The following is a 17725-nucleotide window of genomic DNA, read 5'->3' on the forward strand; positions in this document are numbered from 1 at the left end:
GTCAAGCAGGCGACGGTGGACCCGGCCGTTGGCACCCGTCGTTTGGACGCGTAGGAGAAGCGCCATGGACACGCCCACACAGCCATCCGCAGCGAAGGCGGACGTCATCATTCTCGGCGGCGGCCTCGTCGGTGCGACGCTCGCGCTGGCGCTCGACGCGCATGGCCTCACCAGCATCGTCGTCGATCCCGCCGATCCCGCGGTGACGCTGGCGCCCGGCTTCGACGGCCGCGCGTCCGCGATCGCGAGCGCGAGCGGGCGGATGCTCGATGCGATCGGTGTCGGCGCGGCACTGGCAGGGCAGGGCTGCGCCATTCGCCAGATCCGCGTCAGCGACGGTCTCAAGCCGGGCAAGCTCGACTTCATTCCGGACGCGACCGACGATGCGCTCGGCACGATGTACGAGAACAAGCTGCTCCGCCGCACGCTGTTCGGGGCGGCGAGCGCGGCAGCGGGGGTAAGCCTGCGCATGAAGACACGCGCGACGGAGGTGCGGCGCGAGGCGGCGGGCGTCACCGCGGTCCTGTCCGACGACAGCGTGGTCACCGCACCCCTGCTCGTCGCGGCGGAAGGGCGACAGTCGCCCACGCGGCAGGCGGCGGGGATTGCGGTCGCACGCTGGCAGTACGATCATGCCGCGATCGTGGGTGCGTTCCATCACGAGCACGATCACGAAAATATCGCCTATGAGATATTCTATCCCGCCGGGCCCTTCGCGCTGCTGCCGCTGCCCGACGACGCGATCGGACACCGCTCCGCGATCGTCTGGTCGGTGAAAGCGAAGGACGGCGCGGGACTGGTCAAACTCTCCGACCGTGCTTTCCTGGCCGAGGCGGAGAAGGCCATGGGCGGCTTCCTCGGCGCGTTGTCGGATGCCAGCCCGCGCGCGAGCTATCCGCTGGGCTTCCACCATGCGGCCCGGATCACGGCGGAGCGGCTCGTGTTGATCGGCGACGCCGGGCATGGCATCCACCCGATCGCGGGGCAGGGGCTCAACCTCGGGTTCCGCGATGTCGCCACGCTGGCGGAAGTGCTTGTCGAGGGGAAGCGGCTCGGCCTCGACCTGGGCGATGCGGCGCTCCTCGACCGCTACCAGCGGTGGCGTGGGCTGGACACGTTCATGGTCGCCGCCGCGACGGATGGTCTTACCCGCCTGTTCGGTATCCCGGGCAGGGCCGCGAGTGCGGTCCGTCGCTTCGGCATCAGCGCCGTCGACCGGCTGCCGCCGCTCAAGGACCGTTTCATGGCGGAAGCCCGCGGCGAATCGGGCGACCTGCCGAAGCTGCTGCAAGGCCTGATGATCTAGACGCGGTCGATCGTCGTCGTCGCTCTTGCCGGCTTACCGCCGCCGGCGGTGGCGCGATCGGCACCCTGAGCGACATCTCGCCGTCGGGCGGTTGATCGATCGTCATCGTGCCGAGCGGTGTGAGCCCGTGGCTGGTCAGGAACCGCTCCATGTTGCCGTGATACGGCGTTTCCGCCGCCTGCCACGTCCTGGAAACATTGGCAGGGCCGAAGGTCGCTTGGAAGGTGCACTCGGGCCCGCAGACGATCCGCCCGTTGTACAGCATCGGAAAAGCCTTGGTGGTCGCGTCCGCTAGCTGGCGAGGCCCGGTACGGGGCAGAGGGTGCTCACCGTCGGGGAGAGGCGGCGAGGCCGGCGCGACACTGCGCGGGTCCGACGGGGTCGCGGTGTCGACCACCTCGACGCCCCCCGAACGCCTTTCCGACGACCGTGGCCAGCGCAGGCATGCGATCATCGCGACGGCGCATGCCAGCAGGATCGCCAAAACCATCGTCATCCTTCGACCTTTCGGCACGTTATTCCCCATGAGCCATTGGTCGGGATGGAAGCCGGGCAGGTGGACCGACCCGGCTTCCTCCGATCGTCAGTTGGCGATGACGCTCTCGTTGCGCCGGCCGGCAAAGAACAGTTGCTCCTTCGCGGTCAAAGGGTCGTCGGTGATGATGTAGCTGAACGACTGGTTGCCGACGTGCATCTGCCAGTCCAGGCTTTCCCGATTGTCGGCCGTCTCCCGCCCGAAGCCCTTGCTCGACGTCCACAACCAGAATTGCGGACCCGTGCAGCAATGGCCGTCCAGCGCGTAATACATCTTGTTCGTGGTTTCCGGCACAGGCTGGTAGGAGCCGAGGACCTTCACCGGCCCCGGCCGCGTCCGCCATGCCAAGTAGGTATTAAGGATGTTGTTGAGCGGGTAGCTCAGGGCGGCGTCATATTGCTTCAGCAGCAGTTCGGTCGCGTAGACATACGGCTTGTTGTAGTAGCTCTGCCAGTTCGACAGGCTCGACGCGGGGCCGTTGCTTGCGTCGATATGCGCGGTCGTGAACACCGGGATGAGCCGGAAGCGCGACAGTTCGTTCGTCGGAACGATCAGCTGCGACTCGAACATCCAGGGTGCTTCGCCCAGCGCGCCGGTCTGCATCTTGAAATAGACCCAGCGTTCCGCGGGGGTTCCCCAGGCATTGGTGAAGCGTTTGACGATCGACCAGGCGGCCCGCGCCGTCGCGGCGTCCCGGATGTCGAGGAAGAGCACCATCGAGATCCGATTGTCCTTCATCGCCTGAAGCATCTGGTCGAGCGTTTCGACATAGCTCGACTGGGTGACGGCGCCCTTCAGATCGGGCCGCCGCAATCGGATGTTCGTGACGGTCCCCGGATAGGAGTCGACCGCAGGATTGCTGCCCCGCCCGGAATAGGGATCGTAGACGCCGAAGGGCGACGAATAGGATTCCATCGTCAGCCGGCCGAGATTGGAATCGTGCATCAATACGACTCGTCCCGACTTGTCGAGCCGGACGTCAAGTTCCGAGCATTCGATGCCGCGGGATGCCGCCAGCTTCACCGCGGCGAAGGTATTTTCGGCATAATCCTGCATCCAGCTGTCGGAATTGCGGCCCGTGATGGTTCCATGAAGACCGCGATGCGCGCAAACGATCGTCATGTCGTTACGCGCGTTGAGCAGCAAGTTGCCTATCTTGTCCGTATTGTAATATTGCGCATTGGCCGCCGTGCCTGCCGCGAGCAGCGGCACCAGCACCAGCAATATTCTGACCATGATATTCGGCATGACTATCCCCTCCCAAAACCTTTGGCCGACGTCAGGATCAGGGATTGTGCCTTGCGCAGGCCGATGTCGGGCGTTGACGCCGTGAAAATCAACCAATGCATTGCAAGATCAGAACAATACCCTACGAGAGTGTTGACGATAAAATCGTCGACAGCCCAAGTATCGACATGGAGACCTAATCGATCTAGTTGATGACGGATGGAATACGTTTCGGGAAAATAAATCGGATTCGAAAAAACGACCGAAACCCTGCCCGGCATGATCAAGACGAACTGATCAATGCTTTTTACCAACGGAATCAGGCCGATGATTAATCATGCTGTCATCGTGGCGGAGTTGAGAGATACGCGTCGCGTTGACACGCCTTTGTGGCGCGTCGCTGGGGACATGCGGCAAACGGCGCCATCGGCCGTTTCGGTCGTCTCTCAGTCGGGCGTCACCGCCGAGTCGCCGATCGGCCGCGCCTCTTCGGGCAGCATCACCGGCACGCCGTCGCGAATCGGGTAGGCGAGACCCGCCGCAGCGCTGACCAGTTCCCGGCGCTGGGCATCGTAGCGCAAGGGCTGGCGCGTCACCGGACACACGAGCTTGTCGAGCAGCCAGGGGTCGAGAGCCGCCGCTTCGGTCATTGCAGCGTCACCCGGTCCTCGCCGTCGTGGCGCCCGAAGAATTGCATCAATTGGATGATCAGCTCCGCGCGCTGTTCCAGATCCGGCGCCTCCAGCAACGCCTGCTTGGCGGCGGCGTCGAAGGGGGCGATCTGGGCGATGCCGTTGACGAGGCTCTGATCGTCAAGACGCGTGACGCCGTCCCAGTCGACGGCATAGCCTTGCAGGTCGGCGAAGCGACGCGACTCGCTCTCAAGGGCGGCGCGCCGACCGAGGGACAACAGGTCGTCCTGTGCGACCGGCAGGATTTCCGCCTCAACCTGGCGGAATGGCGTCGTGACATCGAGTTCGCGCAGCGGCCGGAACAGCGCGACGCCCTCCAGCACCAGATTGTAGCGCCCGTCGTCCAGCGCCTCGACCTCCGCGATCCGCCCGACGCAGCCGAGGCCGTATAGCGCTGGCCTGTCGCCGTCGCCGTTGGGCTGGATCATGCCGATGCGCCGATCACGCGCCATCGCGTCCGATACCATCGCACGGTAGCGCGGCTCGAAGATGTGCAGCGGCAGGTGCATGCCAGGGAACAGCAGCGCTCCCGGCAAGGGAAAGATCGAGAGGCGGGTGGCGGGCATGGCGCGCCTCAGCCGAAGAGGATTGCCGACAGGCGCCGGCGCTGCGTCGAGACCCACGGGTCCATCATGCCGACCACTTCGAACAGCTTGAGCAATTGCTGGCGCGCCGCGCCGTCGTGCCATTCGCGATCGGCGGCGACGATATGGAGCAGATTGTCCGCCGCGCCGTCACGATCGCCAGCCGCCATCTGCGCATTGGCGAGCGCGAACCGGCGCTCGTGGTCGTCCGGGTTGGCCGCGACTTCGGCCTGCAGGCCCGCGAAATCGTCGGCCGGCGGCGCGGACTGTGCTAGTGCGAGCGCCGCCCTGGCCCGGTCGATGCCCGGATCCTTGATCTCCGCGGGCAATGCGTCGATCGCCGCCTGGGCCGCGTCTGTCTGTCCCAGTGCGACGAGCGCACGAATGCGACCCGACAGCACCGCCGGGTGATCGGGCGTCATGTCGGCGATCTGGTCGAAGATGGACAAGGCGCGCTCTGCGTCGCCGCCAGCCAGCACGTCCTCGCCCATCGCGATCAGCGGCTCGATCTCCGCCGCGGCATCCGCGGCCTCCGACTGGATCGGCAATTGCTTGAGCAGCTGGTCGAGGATCACGCGCAGCTGCGACTCGGTGCGCGCGCTGGTGAGGTCCGCGACCAGCTGCCCCTGGAACATCGCATAGACGGTGGGAATGGAGCGAATCTGGAATTGGCTGGCGATGAACTGGTTCTTGTCGGTGTCGACCTTGGCGAGCACCACGCCCTTGTCCGCATAGGCGGCGGCGACCTTTTCCAGCACCGGCGCGAGCGCCTTGCACGGCCCGCACCATTCCGCCCAGAAATCCAGGATCACCAGCTTGGTCATCGACGGTTCGACGACGTCGCGGCGGAACTCCTCGACGGCGGTCTTCTCGGCGGGGGACATGCCTAGTGTGGCCAAGGTTTACGCTCCTGTTCGTGATCCGCGCTCATGTGGGGCGGCGGATCGCCAAGGTCAAACCGCGGCCCGTCTTTGAGCCGGCGATCGCATCACGCGACAATCGCGCGCCAGGATCAGAACCAATTGGCGCGACCGGCGTTCTCAGTACCTGATCCCACCCCTTTCGGGATCAGTGCCGTTTCCAAGCGCGGCACGGCCGCGCCGATGCGTAGCAGGCGGCGCGGCCAACGCGCGGGGGACAGACTAAGCGGCGGATGCGTGTGGGCCAATGCCCGATCAGGGGCCGGTCCGACCCCCACCACCGCCGCCGGGACCACCCGCGCCGGTTCCGGCAGCACCCACCGTGCCGATATTGCCGAACAGATCCTCGAAGAAGCCGCGCTTGCGCCCCAGCGTCGGCGTCGTCTTGCCATAGGGGCTGATGCTCGCGACCTCGTCGACGCCGGTCCGCGTGATCGACGTCACCGTGCCGGCCTGGTCGAAGCTGATCTTCAGCGCGATCTGGTCGCGCGCCTTCGGCGTCTGGAAATTCAGGTTCCGGCTGTCGCGTGCGACATAATACCAGTCGTTCGGCGGGAACTGGCTCGCGATCGTCGGACGGCCGAGGGTGGCGGCGACCGACTGGCGGTTGTCGACGCCGGGCTGGATCGCGTTCACGAGGTCGACGTCGATGATATAGCCCTGGTGCGAACGCAGCGGGACGCACGCGCCGGTCATCAGGGTCAGCCCGAGGCCCGCGACCAGGCACGAACGGGCAAAGGATACGCTCATCACATTCTCCAGCGGCGGCAACGGCCGGCAGCGGCAAGGCCGATTGCATCGCCCGCCGATCGCCTCGATATGCGAGGAACGAAGAGGCATCAAGCACGGGGTTGCGGCAAGGCTTGCCGGCGCCAGGCGGAAGAGGGTGACGGCGTGAAATTGTGGACAAGATTGTTCGGCCGCTCGCGGGACGAGGCGCTGCCGCTCTACAATGCGATCGTGGCGCGCGGGCGCGCCGACCATTGGTATCTGGCGGGGGGCGTGCCCGATACGCTTGACGGCCGGTTCGACATGATCGCCACCGTCCTGGCGGTGGTCCTGCTCCGGCTGGAGGAAGAAGCGCAGGCACCAGAGGTCGCGACGCCGCTGTCGGTGCAGCTGACCGAGCGCTTCGTCGACGACATGGACGCGCAATTGCGCCAGATCGGTATCGGCGACCTCGTCGTCGGCAAGCAGATGGGCAAGATGATGAGCCTGCTCGGCGGCCGCCTCGGCGCCTATCGGGACGGTTTCGCCTCGGGCGACCTCGGCCCGGCGCTGGTCCGCAACCTGTATCGCGGCGCGGCGCCGGGTGATGATGCGCTCGCCCATGTGGCGCAGGCGCTGAGCGATTTCAGGGCCCGCCTTGCCGCCACGCCCATCGACCACCTCGCCGCCGGAGACCTGCCGTGACCCCCGAATTCAGTCGCCCCGAGCGGATCGACACGATCGGCGACCGCGATCGCGACGTCGCGATCGCGGCCAACGAGACCGAGCGCGCGGCATTGGCCGAGCGTTTCGGCCTCATCGCCATCGAGGGGCTGGAAGCACGCTTCGCGATCCGGCGCGAGGCGGCCGGCATCGCCGCACGCGGCCGCGTCACGGCGCGCGTTATCCAGGCCTGTTCGGTGACGGGCGATCCGATCCCGGCGAACGTCGACGAGCCCGTCGCCCTGCTGTTCGTCACCGCGCTGGGCGAGGGCGAAGAGGTGGAGCTCGATGCCGGCGACCTCGACACGGTCGAATATGACGGTGGCGCGGTGGATCTGGGCGAAGCGGCGGCGGAGACGATGGCACTGACGCTCGATCCCTTTCCGCGCAGCCCGGGTGCGGAGGCGGCGCTGCGCGCAGCCGGCGTGATCAGCGAGGAAGAGGCCGGCCCGTTCGGTGCGCTCGCGGGACTGAAAGCGCAGCTGGAGAAGAAGTAGCCGTGCCACCCCTTGCCAGCCCGGCGAACGCCGCGGCGGCGGGATGAGGGGCTATCGTTCGTCCGGCCCCAGCGTCGGATCGAGGTCGCGTGGGCGGACGAACCGTGTCAGCGTCGCGCCGCCGTCGGCGACGTCCGCCCAATGGTCGACCGGGAAGGTCATTTCGGCAAGGGTCGCGGTCGGATATTTGGCCTCGACCGCGCCGCGCAGCGCGCCGGCGCCCTCCGGCACCAGCATCAGCACCAGATCCTCCAGCCCCGGATTGTGGCCCACTAGCAGCACGCGCGCCGCCCCGTCGTCGAATCCGTGCACGACGTCGAGCAACGTCGCCGCCGAGGCGAGATAGACGCGCCGATCCCACTCGGGCGCAAGCTTGCGGCCATAGCCCGCCTCGATCGCATCCAGCGTCTCGCCCACCCGGATGGCGGGGGAGGCGACGATATGATCGAAGGCGAAGCCCGCGTCGCGCATGTGGCGGCCCATCACCTCCGCCGCGCGCCTGCCCTTGGCATTCAGCGGTCGGTCGAAATCACGCGCCACGGGATCGTCCCAGCCCGACTTGGCGTGGCGCAGCAGCGTCAGCGTCTTCATCGCGCGTCTCCCGTCGGCCAGGGGCTGATCCCCCCGGGCTCAGCCGTCATGCGCGGCCTCATGCCCCATGATCGAAGGCAAGGAAAGCCGGGATGCGACCCGCGCGACCGCCTCGTCCAACGTCACCCGGCTGATGGCGACGCCCGGCGCAAAGGCGGTCAGCAGCCGCGACGGGCAGGCGGCGGACAGCATGACGAAGGCGCCGCGGTCGTCGGCGCGCCGGATCAGCCGACCGAACGCCTGGGCGAGGCGCGCCCGCACGATCCGGTCGTCATAGGCGCTGCCGCCGCCAGCCAGCCGTCGCGCGGCATGCAGCACGCTCGGCTTGGGCCAGGGAACGCCCTCCATGACGACGAGGCGCAGCGACCGGCCCGGCACGTCGACGCCATCGCGCAGCGCATCGGTGCCGAGCAGCGAGGCGGCGGGATCGTCGCGAAAGATGTCGACCAACGTTCCCGTGTCGATCGGATCGACATGCTGCGCGTGGAGCGGCAGCCCCTCGCGCGCCAGTCGGTCGGCGATGCGTGCATGCACCCCGCGCAGACGGCGGATCGCGGTGAACAGGCCCAGTGTGCCGCCACCCGCCGCGACGATCAGCCGCGCATAGGCGTTGGCGAGTGCCGGCAGGTCGCCGCGCTTGACGTCGGTGACGATCAGCACCTCCGCCTGATTGGGATAGTCGAAGGGACTTGCCGCCTCGAATCGTGCCGGCGCGCGGGCGAGATGCGGCGCGCCGACCCTGGCTTCGGCCGTCGCCCAGTCGCCGCCGCCGGTCAGCGTCGCGGAGGTGACGAGCGCGCCGTGCGCCGGCTCCAGCACCACTTTTGCGAAGGGCCGCGTCGGGTCGAGCCAATGGCGATGCAGCCCCATGTCGTATTCGCGACCCTCGATCCGGTCGACCGCGAGCCAGTCGACGTAATCCGGGTCGACGGGACCGCCGACGCGCGCGAGCAGCGCCAGCCAGCCCGCCACCGTCTCGGCGCGCCATCCGATCGACGCAATCGCGCCCTCGATCCGCGCGCGTGCCGGCGCGTCCATCCAGTCGGGCGCCTCCGCCAACACCGCCTCCAGCCGCTTGCCGAGCGTGACGAGCGGACGAACCAGCGCGTCGAGCGCGGCGGCGGCGGGAGCGGCCGCCTCGATCAGTTCGGGGGTCGGCTCCGCGATCTCGGTCTCCAGCCCGTATCCGGCGTCGCCCGGCTGCTCGGCGCGGGCATAGGTCAGTCCGCGTACCGCGGCGAGCAGGCGCTCGATCGGTCCGAACGGCGCACCTTCCGCGATCCGCCCGAGCCAGCCGTCGCTGGCGAGATGCCGCGCCGCATTGACCGCATCCTGGATCGCCAGGCCACCTTGCTCGTCATAGCTCGCAACGTCGGACAGCCGCGCCTGCAGGCCGCGCCGCCGGCCGCGTCCGCCGCTTTCCGGACCAAGAATCCAGCGCCTGAGTTCGATCGTCTCCTGCCCGGTCAGCGCGGCCGCGAACATCGAGTCGGCGGCGTCGAACAGGTGGTGGCCCTCGTCGAAGACGTAGCGGGTCGGCCGTGTCGCGGTCTCTCGCCCGCGCGCGGCATTGACCATCACCAGCGCGTGATTGGCGATGACCAGGTCGGCATCGGCGGAGGCGCGCGCCGCATGCTCGATGAAGCATTTGCGATAATGCGGACAGCCCGCATAGACGCATTCCCCGCGTCGGTCGGTCAGCGCGGCGGGGCCGTTGCGCCGGAACAGCGTCGGCAGCCAGCCGGGCAGATCGCCGCCGACCATGTCGCCGTCCGCGCTATAGGCGGCCCAGCGCGCGACGAGCTGCGCCAGCACGGCGGCCCGACCCGCGAAACCGCCCTGCAACGCGTCTTCGAGGTTGAGCAGACACAGGTAATTTTCGCGCCCCTTGCGCGTCACCACCTTCGCCTTGCGCGTCGCGGCGTCGGGAAACAGCCGTACCGTCTCCTGCGCCAACTGGCGCTGCAGCGCTTTGGTATAGGTGGACAGCCACACCGCGCCGCCCGCGCGTTCCGCCCAGAGCGAGGCGGGCGCAAGATAGCCCAGGGTCTTGCCGATCCCGGTCCCGGCCTCGGCGAGTACGAGGTTGGGCGCATCGCGCATGGCGCGCGGCGCGAAGGCCGCGCTGGCGGCGGCGGCGAAGGCGCGCTGACCCGGGCGTTCCTCCGCGCCATGGCCCGTCAGGTCGACCAGCCGCGCCTCGGCCTCGACGGCGGGAATGGAGACGGTGCGCGGGGCGGGGCGGGGGGCGCCCTCTTCCCATTCGGGCAGCGCGCCGAACAGCCAGCGCTCATGCTCCTTGGGCTTGGCGATCAACGGGGCGAGCGCGGGCGCCCATGGCCAGCGCAGCCTCGTCAGCGCCTGTACCGCGCTCCAGGCGCCTTCGCGTTCCGGCCATTCGCCCGCGGGGACCGCGAGCAGCGCCGCCGCCGCCTCGCGCAGGAAGGCGGCGACATCCTCGTCGCCGTCGGGCGGCGACAGGTCGACCGCGCGCGCCAGTCCCTTCGGGGTAGGCACGGCGAAGCGCGCCGGATGCAGGAAGGCGAACAGCTCGAGCAGGTCGAGCCCCGACAGCTCCGCATAGCCCAGCCTTTGCCCGACGAGAGGCGCGTTCAGCAGGATCACCGGCGTGTCCGCGGCGATGCCGATCGCCTCGCCGCGCGACAGCGCGCGCGTCCCCTCCGCGGTCGCGAGCCAGATGCCGCCGTGGCTGGCGTGGAGGGCGGGATAGGGAAGCACGCGCTGAAATGCCTTAACCAGCTGGAACACATTGGCAACCAGCCTGCGTGGAAACCCGTCGGCCCGTCGCTCGTTCGGCACGCACCATCGGTCGGAGGAGGACCTTTTCATGCGTAAGATGTTGCTCGCGCTCAGCGCGGTTTCGCTCACCCTGCCGGCCAGCCTCGTGCTGCCGACCAGCGCCGCGCAGGCGCGCCATCACCATCGCCATTACGAGCGCGGCTATCATCACGTCCGCCGCTGCAGCTATTCGGGCGGCACCACGGGCCTGGTCGCGGGCGGCGTCGGCGGCGCGCTGGTCGGCAATTCCGTGCTCGGCCATGGCGCACTCGGCACGATCGCAGGCGGCGTCGGCGGCGCCCTGGCCGGCCGCGCGATCGACCGCTCGATCACCGCGCATCGCCGCTGCCGCTGAGCGGCTGAAAACTCCGGCGTTGCCGTGACCGCGTCGGGGGCTTAGTCCCCCGGCGCATCATGACCGACGACCTTCGCACCATCGCGCTCGAATCCAAGGCCTGGCCCTATGAAGAGGCGCGCAAGCTTCTCAAGCGGTGGCCGGACGGCAAGCCCGGTGGCGCGCCGATCCTGTTCGAAACCGGCTATGGCCCTTCGGGTCTGCCGCACATCGGCACGTTTAACGAAGTCCTGCGCACGACGATGGTGCGCAATGCCTTCAAGGAATTGAGCGACCAGCCGACGCGTCTGATCGCGTTCAGCGACGACATGGACGGGCTGCGCAAGGTGCCCGATAACGTGCCTAACGGCGCGATGCTCGCCGAGCATCTCGGCAAGCCGCTGACGCGCATCCCCGATCCGTTCGGCAAGTTCGACAGCTTCGCCGCGCACAACAACGCGATGTTGCGTGCGTTTCTCGACCGTTACGGCTTCGATTACGAATTCGCCTCGTCGACCGACTATTATACGTCCGGGCGCTTCGACGACGCGCTGAAGGGCGTGCTGCGTCACTATCAGGGCATCATGGACGTGATGCTGCCGACGCTGCGCAGCGAACGGCGCGCCACCTATTCGCCGATCCTGCCGATCAGTCCCGTCACTGGCGTCGTGCTGCAGGTGCCGGTCGAGGTCGTCGACGCCGAAGCCGGCACGATCGCCTTCGTCGACGAGAGCGGCGAGCGCGTCGTCCAGTCGGCGCTGGGCGGGTTGTCGAAGCTGCAGTGGAAGGTCGATTGGGCGATGCGCTGGGTCGCGCTCGACGTCGATTACGAGATGGCGGGCAAGGACCTGATCGATTCGGTCGTCCAGTCGTCCAAGATCGCGCGCGTGCTCGGCGGCCGCCCGCCCGAAGGCTTCAACTACGAGATGTTCCTCGACGAAAAGGGCGAGAAGATCTCCAAGTCGAAGGGCAACGGCCTGTCGATCGACCAGTGGCTGACCTATGGTCCGGAGGAGAGCCTCGCCTTCTTCGCCTATCGGGAGCCGAAGAAGGCGAAGCAGCTGCATTTCGGCGTCATCCCGCGCGCGGTCGACGACTATTGGCAGTTCCGCGGCAACTACCCCAACCAGCCGCTCGCGCAGAAGCTCGGCAATCCGGTGCACCATATCCACGCCGGCGAGATTCCGGCGGAAGCGCTGCCCGTCACCTTCGGCTTGTTGCTCAACCTCGTCGGCGTGATGGGCGGCGATGCGACGCGCGAGCAGGTTTGGGGCTATCTGGCCAATTACGTCGGCGACGCGACGCCGGAGCGTTATCCCGCGCTCGACCGGCTGATCGGCCATGCGCTGGCCTATGCCCGCGACTTCGTCGCGCCGACGCTGCACCGGCGCGCGCCCGAGGGGGTGGAGATCGAGGCGCTGCGCCGGCTCGACGCCGACCTTGCCGCGCTGCCCGAGGGCGCGGGGGCGGAGGATATTCAGAACATCGTCTACGAGATCGGCAAGACGGCGGGCTTCGCCGAGCTGCGCGACTGGTTCAAGGCGCTGTACGAAACGCTGCTAGGCTCCAGCCAGGGTCCGCGCATGGGCAGCTTCATCGCGCTCTATGGCGTCGCGAACAGCCGCAAGCTGATTGCGGAGGCGCTGGCCAAAGCGGCCTGACCCGCGGCCGTCGCGCGCGGTTCGGGCGCTTGCGCGGATACGGGCCCGGCGCGGGTTGGACTTGCCTCCGCCCGCGAAGCCGGTACCCGGGGGAAGATGAGCATTCTGCCCCACCGGGCGCGATCGGCGCTGCGCACGTTTCTGTCCAGCGAGGCGGCGGCGGGCATCGTCCTGATCGCGGCGGCGGCCATAGCCTTGATCCTGGCCAACGTGCCCGCGACCGCCCCCGGCTATGCCGCTCTGCTCGACCTCAGGACCGGCCCGCTGCTGTCGCCCGAGCACGGGGCGATGACGGTGCATCTCTGGATCAACGACGGGCTGATGGCCGTCTTCTTCCTGCTCGTCGGCCTGGAGATCAAGCGCGAACTGGTCGACGGCCAGCTCGCCAGCGCCGCCGATCGGCGCCTGCCGTTCCTGGCCGCCGCGGCGGGCATGATCGTGCCCGCGCTCGTGTTTCTGGCGGTGACCGGGTCCGACCGGGCCCTGCAGCCCGGCTGGGCGATTCCCGCCGCGACCGACATAGCCTTCGCGATCGGCGTGCTCGCCTTGCTCGGGCCGCGCGTGCCGCCGCAGCTCAAGCTGCTCCTCGCGACGATCGCGATCGTCGATGACATGGGCGCGGTCGCGATCATCGCGGTCGCCTATACCGATCACGTCGCTGCGATGGCGCTTGGCGTCGCGGTCGCCACGGTCGCCGGGCTGTACGTCCTGAACCGGCGTGGCGTCCTGACCTTGTGGCCCTATCTGCTCGGCTTCGCGGCGCTGTGGCTCGCGATCTTCATGTCGGGCATCCACGCGACCATCGCGGGCGTCGTGACCGCCGCGCTGATCCCCTTCCGCGCGACGTCCGACGCGGCCGATCATCCCAGGTCGCCGCTGCACCGGCTCGAGCACGCGCTGTCGCCCTGGGTCGCGTTCGTCGTCGTGCCGCTGTTCGGCCTCGCCAATGCCGGCGTGCCGCTCGCGAACACCAGTCTGGCGACCCTTGTCGAGCCGCTCGTGCTCGGCATCGCGCTGGGCCTGTTCGTCGGCAAACAGGCGGGGATCTTCGCCGCGATCTGGCTTGCGGACCGGCTCCGCATCGCGCGCCGCCCGCACGGTGTGTCGTGGCGCCAGCTTTATGGCATGGCGCTGGTTGCAGGCATCGGGTTCACGATGAGCCTGTTCATCGGGGGCCTGGCCTTTACCGACCCGGCGCTGCTCGACCGGGTCAAGGTCGGCGTGCTTGCCGGGTCGATCGCTTCCGCGCTCGCCGGCATGGCGCTGCTCGCCACGGCGCGGAGACGGGACGCATGAAAATCTTCCACCACCCCGACCAGGCGCTGCACGCGCCGACACACGAATTCCACAACGGCGCGCTCGCACCGCATGCCGAGGTTCCCGGGCGGATCGCCAACATCCTCGCCGCCCTCGGCCCGACGCAGCAGCCCGGCGATGCGGGCATCGATCCGATCCACGCCGTGCATTCGCCCGCCTATTGCGCGATGCTCCGCGACGTTCCCCGGCTCTGGCGCGAGGCGGGGCGTGCCGGCGAGGCGATCCCCTACGCCTTTCCGGTCGTCGGTCGTCGACCATTGTCGCTGACCCGCGTCGATGCGCTGCTCGGCGCGCATGCGATGGACAGCGTCACGCCGGTGACGCCCGACACCTGGGCCGCCACCTACGGCAGCGCACAGGCCGCGCTGGCGGCGACGCGCGCGGTGCTGGCGGGGGAGCGGGCCGCCTTCGCGCTCTGCCGCCCGCCGGGTCATCATGCCGGTCCGGATTATTGCGGCGGCTATTGCTACCTCAACCACGCCGCGATCGCGGCACAGTCGGCGCGCGATGCGGGGGTTGCGCGCGTGGCGATCCTCGACATCGACTATCACCACGGCAACGGCACGCAGGACATCTTCTGGCGCCGGGGCGACGTCTTCTACGCGTCGCTGCACGCCGATCCCGCGACCGATTTTCCCTTCTACTGGGGGCATGCCGACGAGCACGGGGAAGGCGACGGCTTCGGCACGACGCGCAATCTGCCATTGCCGCGCGGGACCGACGGAGCGGCGTTTCGCGCCGCGCAGGATCGGGCGCTCAAGGCCATCGCGGACTTCGACCCGGGCTTGCTGATCGTCAGCTTCGGCGCGGACACGTGGGAGGGCGACCCGATCTCGGCCTTCCGCATCGCGACCGGGGACTATCGGGGGATCGCATCGGACATCGCCGCGTTCGGCTGGCCGACGGCGATCATCATGGAGGGCGGATATGCCGTCGACGCGCTCGGCACCAATGTCGCGGCCTTTCTCTCCGGCTTCTGACCTTCATCGCCAGGGCAGCGCCGCCTATCGTCACCTGACACTGGCGATGCTCTTCGCGGGATTCTCGACCTTTTCGCTGCTCTATGCGGTGCAGCCGCTGCTTCCTCTGTTCGCGCGCGACTATCGGCTGAGCGCGGAGGGCGCGTCGCTCGCCGTATCGCTGGCGACCGGGCCGCTGGCGATCGGCATCCTGTTCGCCGGCATCATCAGCGACCGGGTCGGTCGCCGGCCGATCATGATCGGGGCGATGTTCGCGGCGGGTGCATTGACGCTCGCCGCGGGGCTCGTGCCGGGCTGGCACGGCCTGCTCGCGCTGCGGCTACTCACCGGTCTTGCGCTCGCCGGCATGCCGGCGGTGGCGATGGCCTATGTCTCCGAGGAAGTACATGCCGACTCCGTCGGCGCGGCGATGGGGCTGTACATTGCGGGCAGCGGCATCGGCGGCATGGGCGGGCGGCTGGTCGCCAGCCTCGTTTCCGACGTGGCCGGCTGGCGCTGGGCCCTGGCGGCGGTGGGTATCGCCGGTCTTCTTATGGCGGAGACGTTCCGTCGCCTCGCACCCGCGTCGCGCGGGTTCGTACCGGGTGGGCGGGTCGGCGGCGGGCTGCTCGCGCTCGTCCGCGACGCGGCGCTGCCCGTGCTCTATGCCGAGGCGTTCGTGCTGATGGGCGTGTTCGTCACCGTCTACAATTATGCCGGGTTCCGTCTCGTCGCGCCGCCCTATGCGCTCAGCCAGGCGGCGGTCGGCGCCGTGTTCCTTCTCTACATATTGGGATCGCTGAGCTCGGCCTGGTTCGGCACCCAGGCGGGACGCATCGGCCGGCGGCGGATGTTCTGGATCCCGGTCGTGCTGCTGCTCGCCGGTCTCGCGATCGGGGCGGCGCGCCCGCTACCGCTCGTCGTCGCGGGCATCGCGCTCGTGACGATCGGCTTCTTCGGCGCGCATTCGATCGCCAGCGCCTGGGTCGGCCGCCGCGCGCGCAGCCAGCGCGGCCAGGCGGCAGCCCTCTACCTCTTCTTCTATTATCTCGGCTCGAGCGTGCTGGGGTCGGCGGGCGGCCTTGCCTGGACGCATCGCGGCTGGCCTGGCGTCACGCTGTTCTGCGGCATCCTCGCGCTGCTGGCGCTGGCAGGCGGCGCGTGGCTCGCGCGCGTCCCGCCATTGCCCGATCCCGAGGAGACTGGGGTTTCCCCCGTCGAGGCCTGACGCCTCCCCAGGCGGCGGGGTGAGGGCCGGTACCGCCGCCGCGCACGTGGATCAAATTCTAGTGGCGGAAGTGCCGCATGCCGGTGAAGACCATCGCCAGGCCCGCCGCATCGGCGGCGGCGATCACCTCGTCGTCGCGGATCGAGCCGCCGGGCTGGATCACCGCGGTCGCGCCCGCCTCGACCGCCGCCATCAACCCATCGGCGAAGGGGAAGAAGGCATCCGACGCCACCGCCGATCCGATCGTGCGCGGTTCGGACCAGCCCGCCTTGTCGGCCGCATCCTTCGCCTTCCATGCGGCGATGCGCGCCGACTCGAGCCGGTTCATCTGGCCGGCACCGATCCCCGCGGTCGCGCCATCCTTCGCATAGACGATCGCATTCGACTTGACGTGCTTGGCCACCGTCCAGGCAAAGCGGCAATCGGCCAGTTCCCGCGCGGTCGGCTGCCGCCGGGTGACGACCTTCAACTCGCCCGGTACGCCAGCATCCCGGTCCTGTACCAGCCAGCCGCCCGCGATCGACTTGGCGAACAGTCCCGCGCGCCTCGCGTCGGGCAGGTCGCCGGTCAGCAGCAGGCGGAGGTTCTTCTTGGCCGCGAACAGGGCCAGCGCCTCCTCGTCCGCGTCCGGTGCCACGACGACTTCGGTGAAAATGCCGGTGATCGCCCTGGCCGTCGCGGCATCGAGCGGGCGATTGACCGCGATGATGCCGCCGAACGCCGACACCGTGTCGCAGGCAAAGGCCTCGGCATAGGCCTGCTCGAGACTTGCCGCGGTCGCCACGCCGCAGGGATTGGCGTGCTTTACGATCACGCAGGTGGGCGCCGCCTCGCGGAACTCGGCGACGAGTTCCAGCGCAGCGTCGGCGTCGTTGAGATTGTTGTAGGAAAGGTCCTTGCCCTGCACCTGCCGGGCCTGGCCGATGCCGGCCACGCCGTCGTTGGCGGTGTAGAAGGCCGCCGACTGGTGCGGGTTCTCGCCATAGCGCAGCGACGCCGCGCGCTTCAGCGTCACGGGCAGGACCGGCGGGAACGCCTCGCCCTGGTCGACCGTGCCGAACCAGCGCGCGATGGCACCGTCATAGGCCGCCGTCGCGGCGAAAGCCTTCGCCGCAAAGACGCGCCGCTGGTCCAGCGTCGTCTCCCCCGCCTCCAGGGCGGCATAGTCCGCCGGATCGGTGACGATCGCGACATAGGCATGGTTCTTCGCCGCCGAGCGCACCATGCTCGGGCCGCCGATGTCGATGTTCTCGATCACCGTATCGCGGTCGGCGCCGCGGGCGACCGTCGCCTCGAACGGATAGAGGTTGACCACGACCAGATCGATCGCGCCGATGCCGTGCGCCGCCATCGCCGCGGCATGGTCGGGATCGTCGCGCACCGCGAGCAGGCCGCCATGGACCATCGGGTGCAGCGTCTTGACGCGGCCGTCCATCATCTCCGGAAAGCCGGTGAGGTCGCTGACGTCGCGCACGTCCAGACCCGCCTCGCGGAGCGTTTTCGCGGTACCGCCGGTCGAAACCAGCTCGACACCCTTGGCCGCGAGACCGCGTGCCAGATCGACGACGCCCGTCTTGTCGGATACGGACAGCAGGGCGCGGCGGATGCGGATCGTCGACATGAGAGGCCTTCTCGGGGGGAGGA

At 68.8% G+C, this 17725-nt stretch carries 17 protein-coding genes; 8 read left to right on the forward strand and 9 right to left on the reverse strand.

The window, feature by feature from the left end:
- The first annotated feature begins 64 nt into the window (after nucleotides 1-64).
- Nucleotides 65-1306, forward strand: a complete 1242-nt coding sequence (locus RF701_RS11490; RefSeq protein ID WP_308815025.1) for a UbiH/UbiF/VisC/COQ6 family ubiquinone biosynthesis hydroxylase — start codon at nucleotides 65-67, stop codon at nucleotides 1304-1306.
- Here the strand turns inward: RF701_RS11490 and RF701_RS11495 are convergent.
- The 6 genes from RF701_RS11495 to RF701_RS11520 form a co-directional block, all read right to left on the reverse strand.
- Nucleotides 1242-1790 (reverse strand): hypothetical protein, encoded by a 549-nt coding sequence (locus RF701_RS11495; protein WP_308815026.1) that lies wholly within the window; start codon nucleotides 1788-1790, stop codon nucleotides 1242-1244. The genes RF701_RS11490 and RF701_RS11495 overlap by 65 nt on opposite strands.
- A 99-nt stretch (nucleotides 1791-1889) precedes the next feature.
- A complete protein-coding gene (locus RF701_RS11500) occupies nucleotides 1890-3089 on the reverse strand; it encodes a glycerophosphodiester phosphodiesterase family protein (protein WP_308815027.1) in 1200 nt (399 codons plus the stop codon).
- A gap of 425 nt (nucleotides 3090-3514) precedes the next feature.
- The gene (locus RF701_RS11505; protein WP_203309073.1) at nucleotides 3515-3718 is read right to left on the reverse strand and encodes a Trm112 family protein; all 204 of its coding nucleotides are present in this window, start codon (nucleotides 3716-3718) and stop codon (nucleotides 3515-3517) included.
- A complete protein-coding gene (locus RF701_RS11510) occupies nucleotides 3715-4326 on the reverse strand; it encodes an LON peptidase substrate-binding domain-containing protein (protein ID WP_210357468.1) in 612 nt (203 codons plus the stop codon). The genes RF701_RS11505 and RF701_RS11510 overlap by 4 nt, the downstream gene beginning before the upstream one ends.
- Nucleotides 4327-4334: 8 nt before the next feature.
- Complete coding sequence (locus RF701_RS11515) at nucleotides 4335-5228, reverse strand: tetratricopeptide repeat protein (protein WP_210357467.1); 894 nt, start codon at nucleotides 5226-5228, stop codon at nucleotides 4335-4337.
- Nucleotides 5229-5519: 291 nt separating this feature from the next.
- Nucleotides 5520-6014, reverse strand: coding sequence for an outer membrane protein assembly factor BamE (locus tag RF701_RS11520; protein WP_203309071.1), 495 nt, complete (start codon nucleotides 6012-6014; stop codon nucleotides 5520-5522).
- 150 nt (nucleotides 6015-6164) lie between these two features.
- On the opposite strand from RF701_RS11520, the gene RF701_RS11525 reads away from it, so the two are divergent.
- Together RF701_RS11525 and RF701_RS11530 are read left to right on the forward strand one after the other, a co-directional pair.
- On the forward strand, nucleotides 6165-6677 hold the full coding sequence (locus RF701_RS11525; protein ID WP_374758651.1) for a ubiquinol-cytochrome C chaperone family protein: 513 nt from the start codon (nucleotides 6165-6167) through the stop codon (nucleotides 6675-6677).
- A complete protein-coding gene (locus RF701_RS11530; RefSeq protein WP_210357465.1) occupies nucleotides 6674-7192 on the forward strand; it encodes a DUF177 domain-containing protein in 519 nt (172 codons plus the stop codon). Before RF701_RS11525 ends, RF701_RS11530 begins: the two co-directional genes overlap by 4 nt.
- A 51-nt stretch (nucleotides 7193-7243) precedes the next feature.
- Here the strand turns inward: RF701_RS11530 and RF701_RS11535 are convergent, their stop codons facing one another.
- Together RF701_RS11535 and RF701_RS11540 are read right to left on the reverse strand one after the other, a co-directional pair.
- On the reverse strand, nucleotides 7244-7783 hold the full coding sequence (locus tag RF701_RS11535; RefSeq protein ID WP_210357464.1) for a histidine phosphatase family protein: 540 nt from the start codon (nucleotides 7781-7783) through the stop codon (nucleotides 7244-7246).
- A 39-nt stretch (nucleotides 7784-7822) separates the two neighbouring features.
- Entirely contained in the window at nucleotides 7823-10522 is a 2700-nt protein-coding gene (locus RF701_RS11540; RefSeq protein WP_308815660.1) for an ATP-dependent DNA helicase, read from the reverse strand.
- Nucleotides 10523-10631: 109 nt separating this feature from the next.
- Here RF701_RS11540 and RF701_RS11545 point away from each other — a divergent pair, with 109 nt between their 5' ends.
- The 5 genes from RF701_RS11545 to RF701_RS11565 all read left to right on the forward strand — a co-directional run bounded on the left by RF701_RS11545 (nucleotide 10632) and on the right by RF701_RS11565 (nucleotide 16081).
- Nucleotides 10632-10937 (forward strand): hypothetical protein, encoded by a 306-nt coding sequence (locus RF701_RS11545; RefSeq protein ID WP_203309066.1) that lies wholly within the window; start codon nucleotides 10632-10634, stop codon nucleotides 10935-10937.
- A 59-nt stretch (nucleotides 10938-10996) separates the two neighbouring features.
- Nucleotides 10997-12577, forward strand: coding sequence for a lysine--tRNA ligase (locus RF701_RS11550; protein ID WP_308815029.1), 1581 nt, complete (start codon nucleotides 10997-10999; stop codon nucleotides 12575-12577).
- A gap of 96 nt (nucleotides 12578-12673) precedes the next feature.
- Nucleotides 12674-13873 carry a Na+/H+ antiporter NhaA gene (nhaA, locus tag RF701_RS11555; protein ID WP_308815030.1) on the forward strand — a complete coding sequence of 400 codons (1200 nt, stop codon included), beginning with the start codon at nucleotides 12674-12676 and terminating at the stop codon, nucleotides 13871-13873.
- Nucleotides 13870-14874, forward strand: a complete 1005-nt coding sequence (locus RF701_RS11560; protein WP_308815031.1) for a histone deacetylase family protein — start codon at nucleotides 13870-13872, stop codon at nucleotides 14872-14874. The genes nhaA and RF701_RS11560 overlap by 4 nt, the downstream gene beginning before the upstream one ends.
- Nucleotides 14822-16081, forward strand: a complete 1260-nt coding sequence (locus RF701_RS11565) for an MFS transporter (protein ID WP_308815032.1) — start codon at nucleotides 14822-14824, stop codon at nucleotides 16079-16081. Before RF701_RS11560 ends, RF701_RS11565 begins: the two co-directional genes overlap by 53 nt.
- 58 nt (nucleotides 16082-16139) lie before the next feature.
- Here RF701_RS11565 and purH read toward each other — a convergent pair whose 3' ends face one another.
- Nucleotides 16140-17702, reverse strand: a complete 1563-nt coding sequence (gene purH / locus RF701_RS11570) for a bifunctional phosphoribosylaminoimidazolecarboxamide formyltransferase/IMP cyclohydrolase (RefSeq protein ID WP_203309061.1) — start codon at nucleotides 17700-17702, stop codon at nucleotides 16140-16142.
- Nucleotides 17703-17725 lie beyond the last annotated feature (23 nt).

The organism is Sphingomonas sp. GV3 (assembly GCF_031082075.1).
Taxonomy (GTDB): Bacteria; Pseudomonadota; Alphaproteobacteria; order Sphingomonadales; family Sphingomonadaceae; genus Sphingomonas; species Sphingomonas beigongshangi.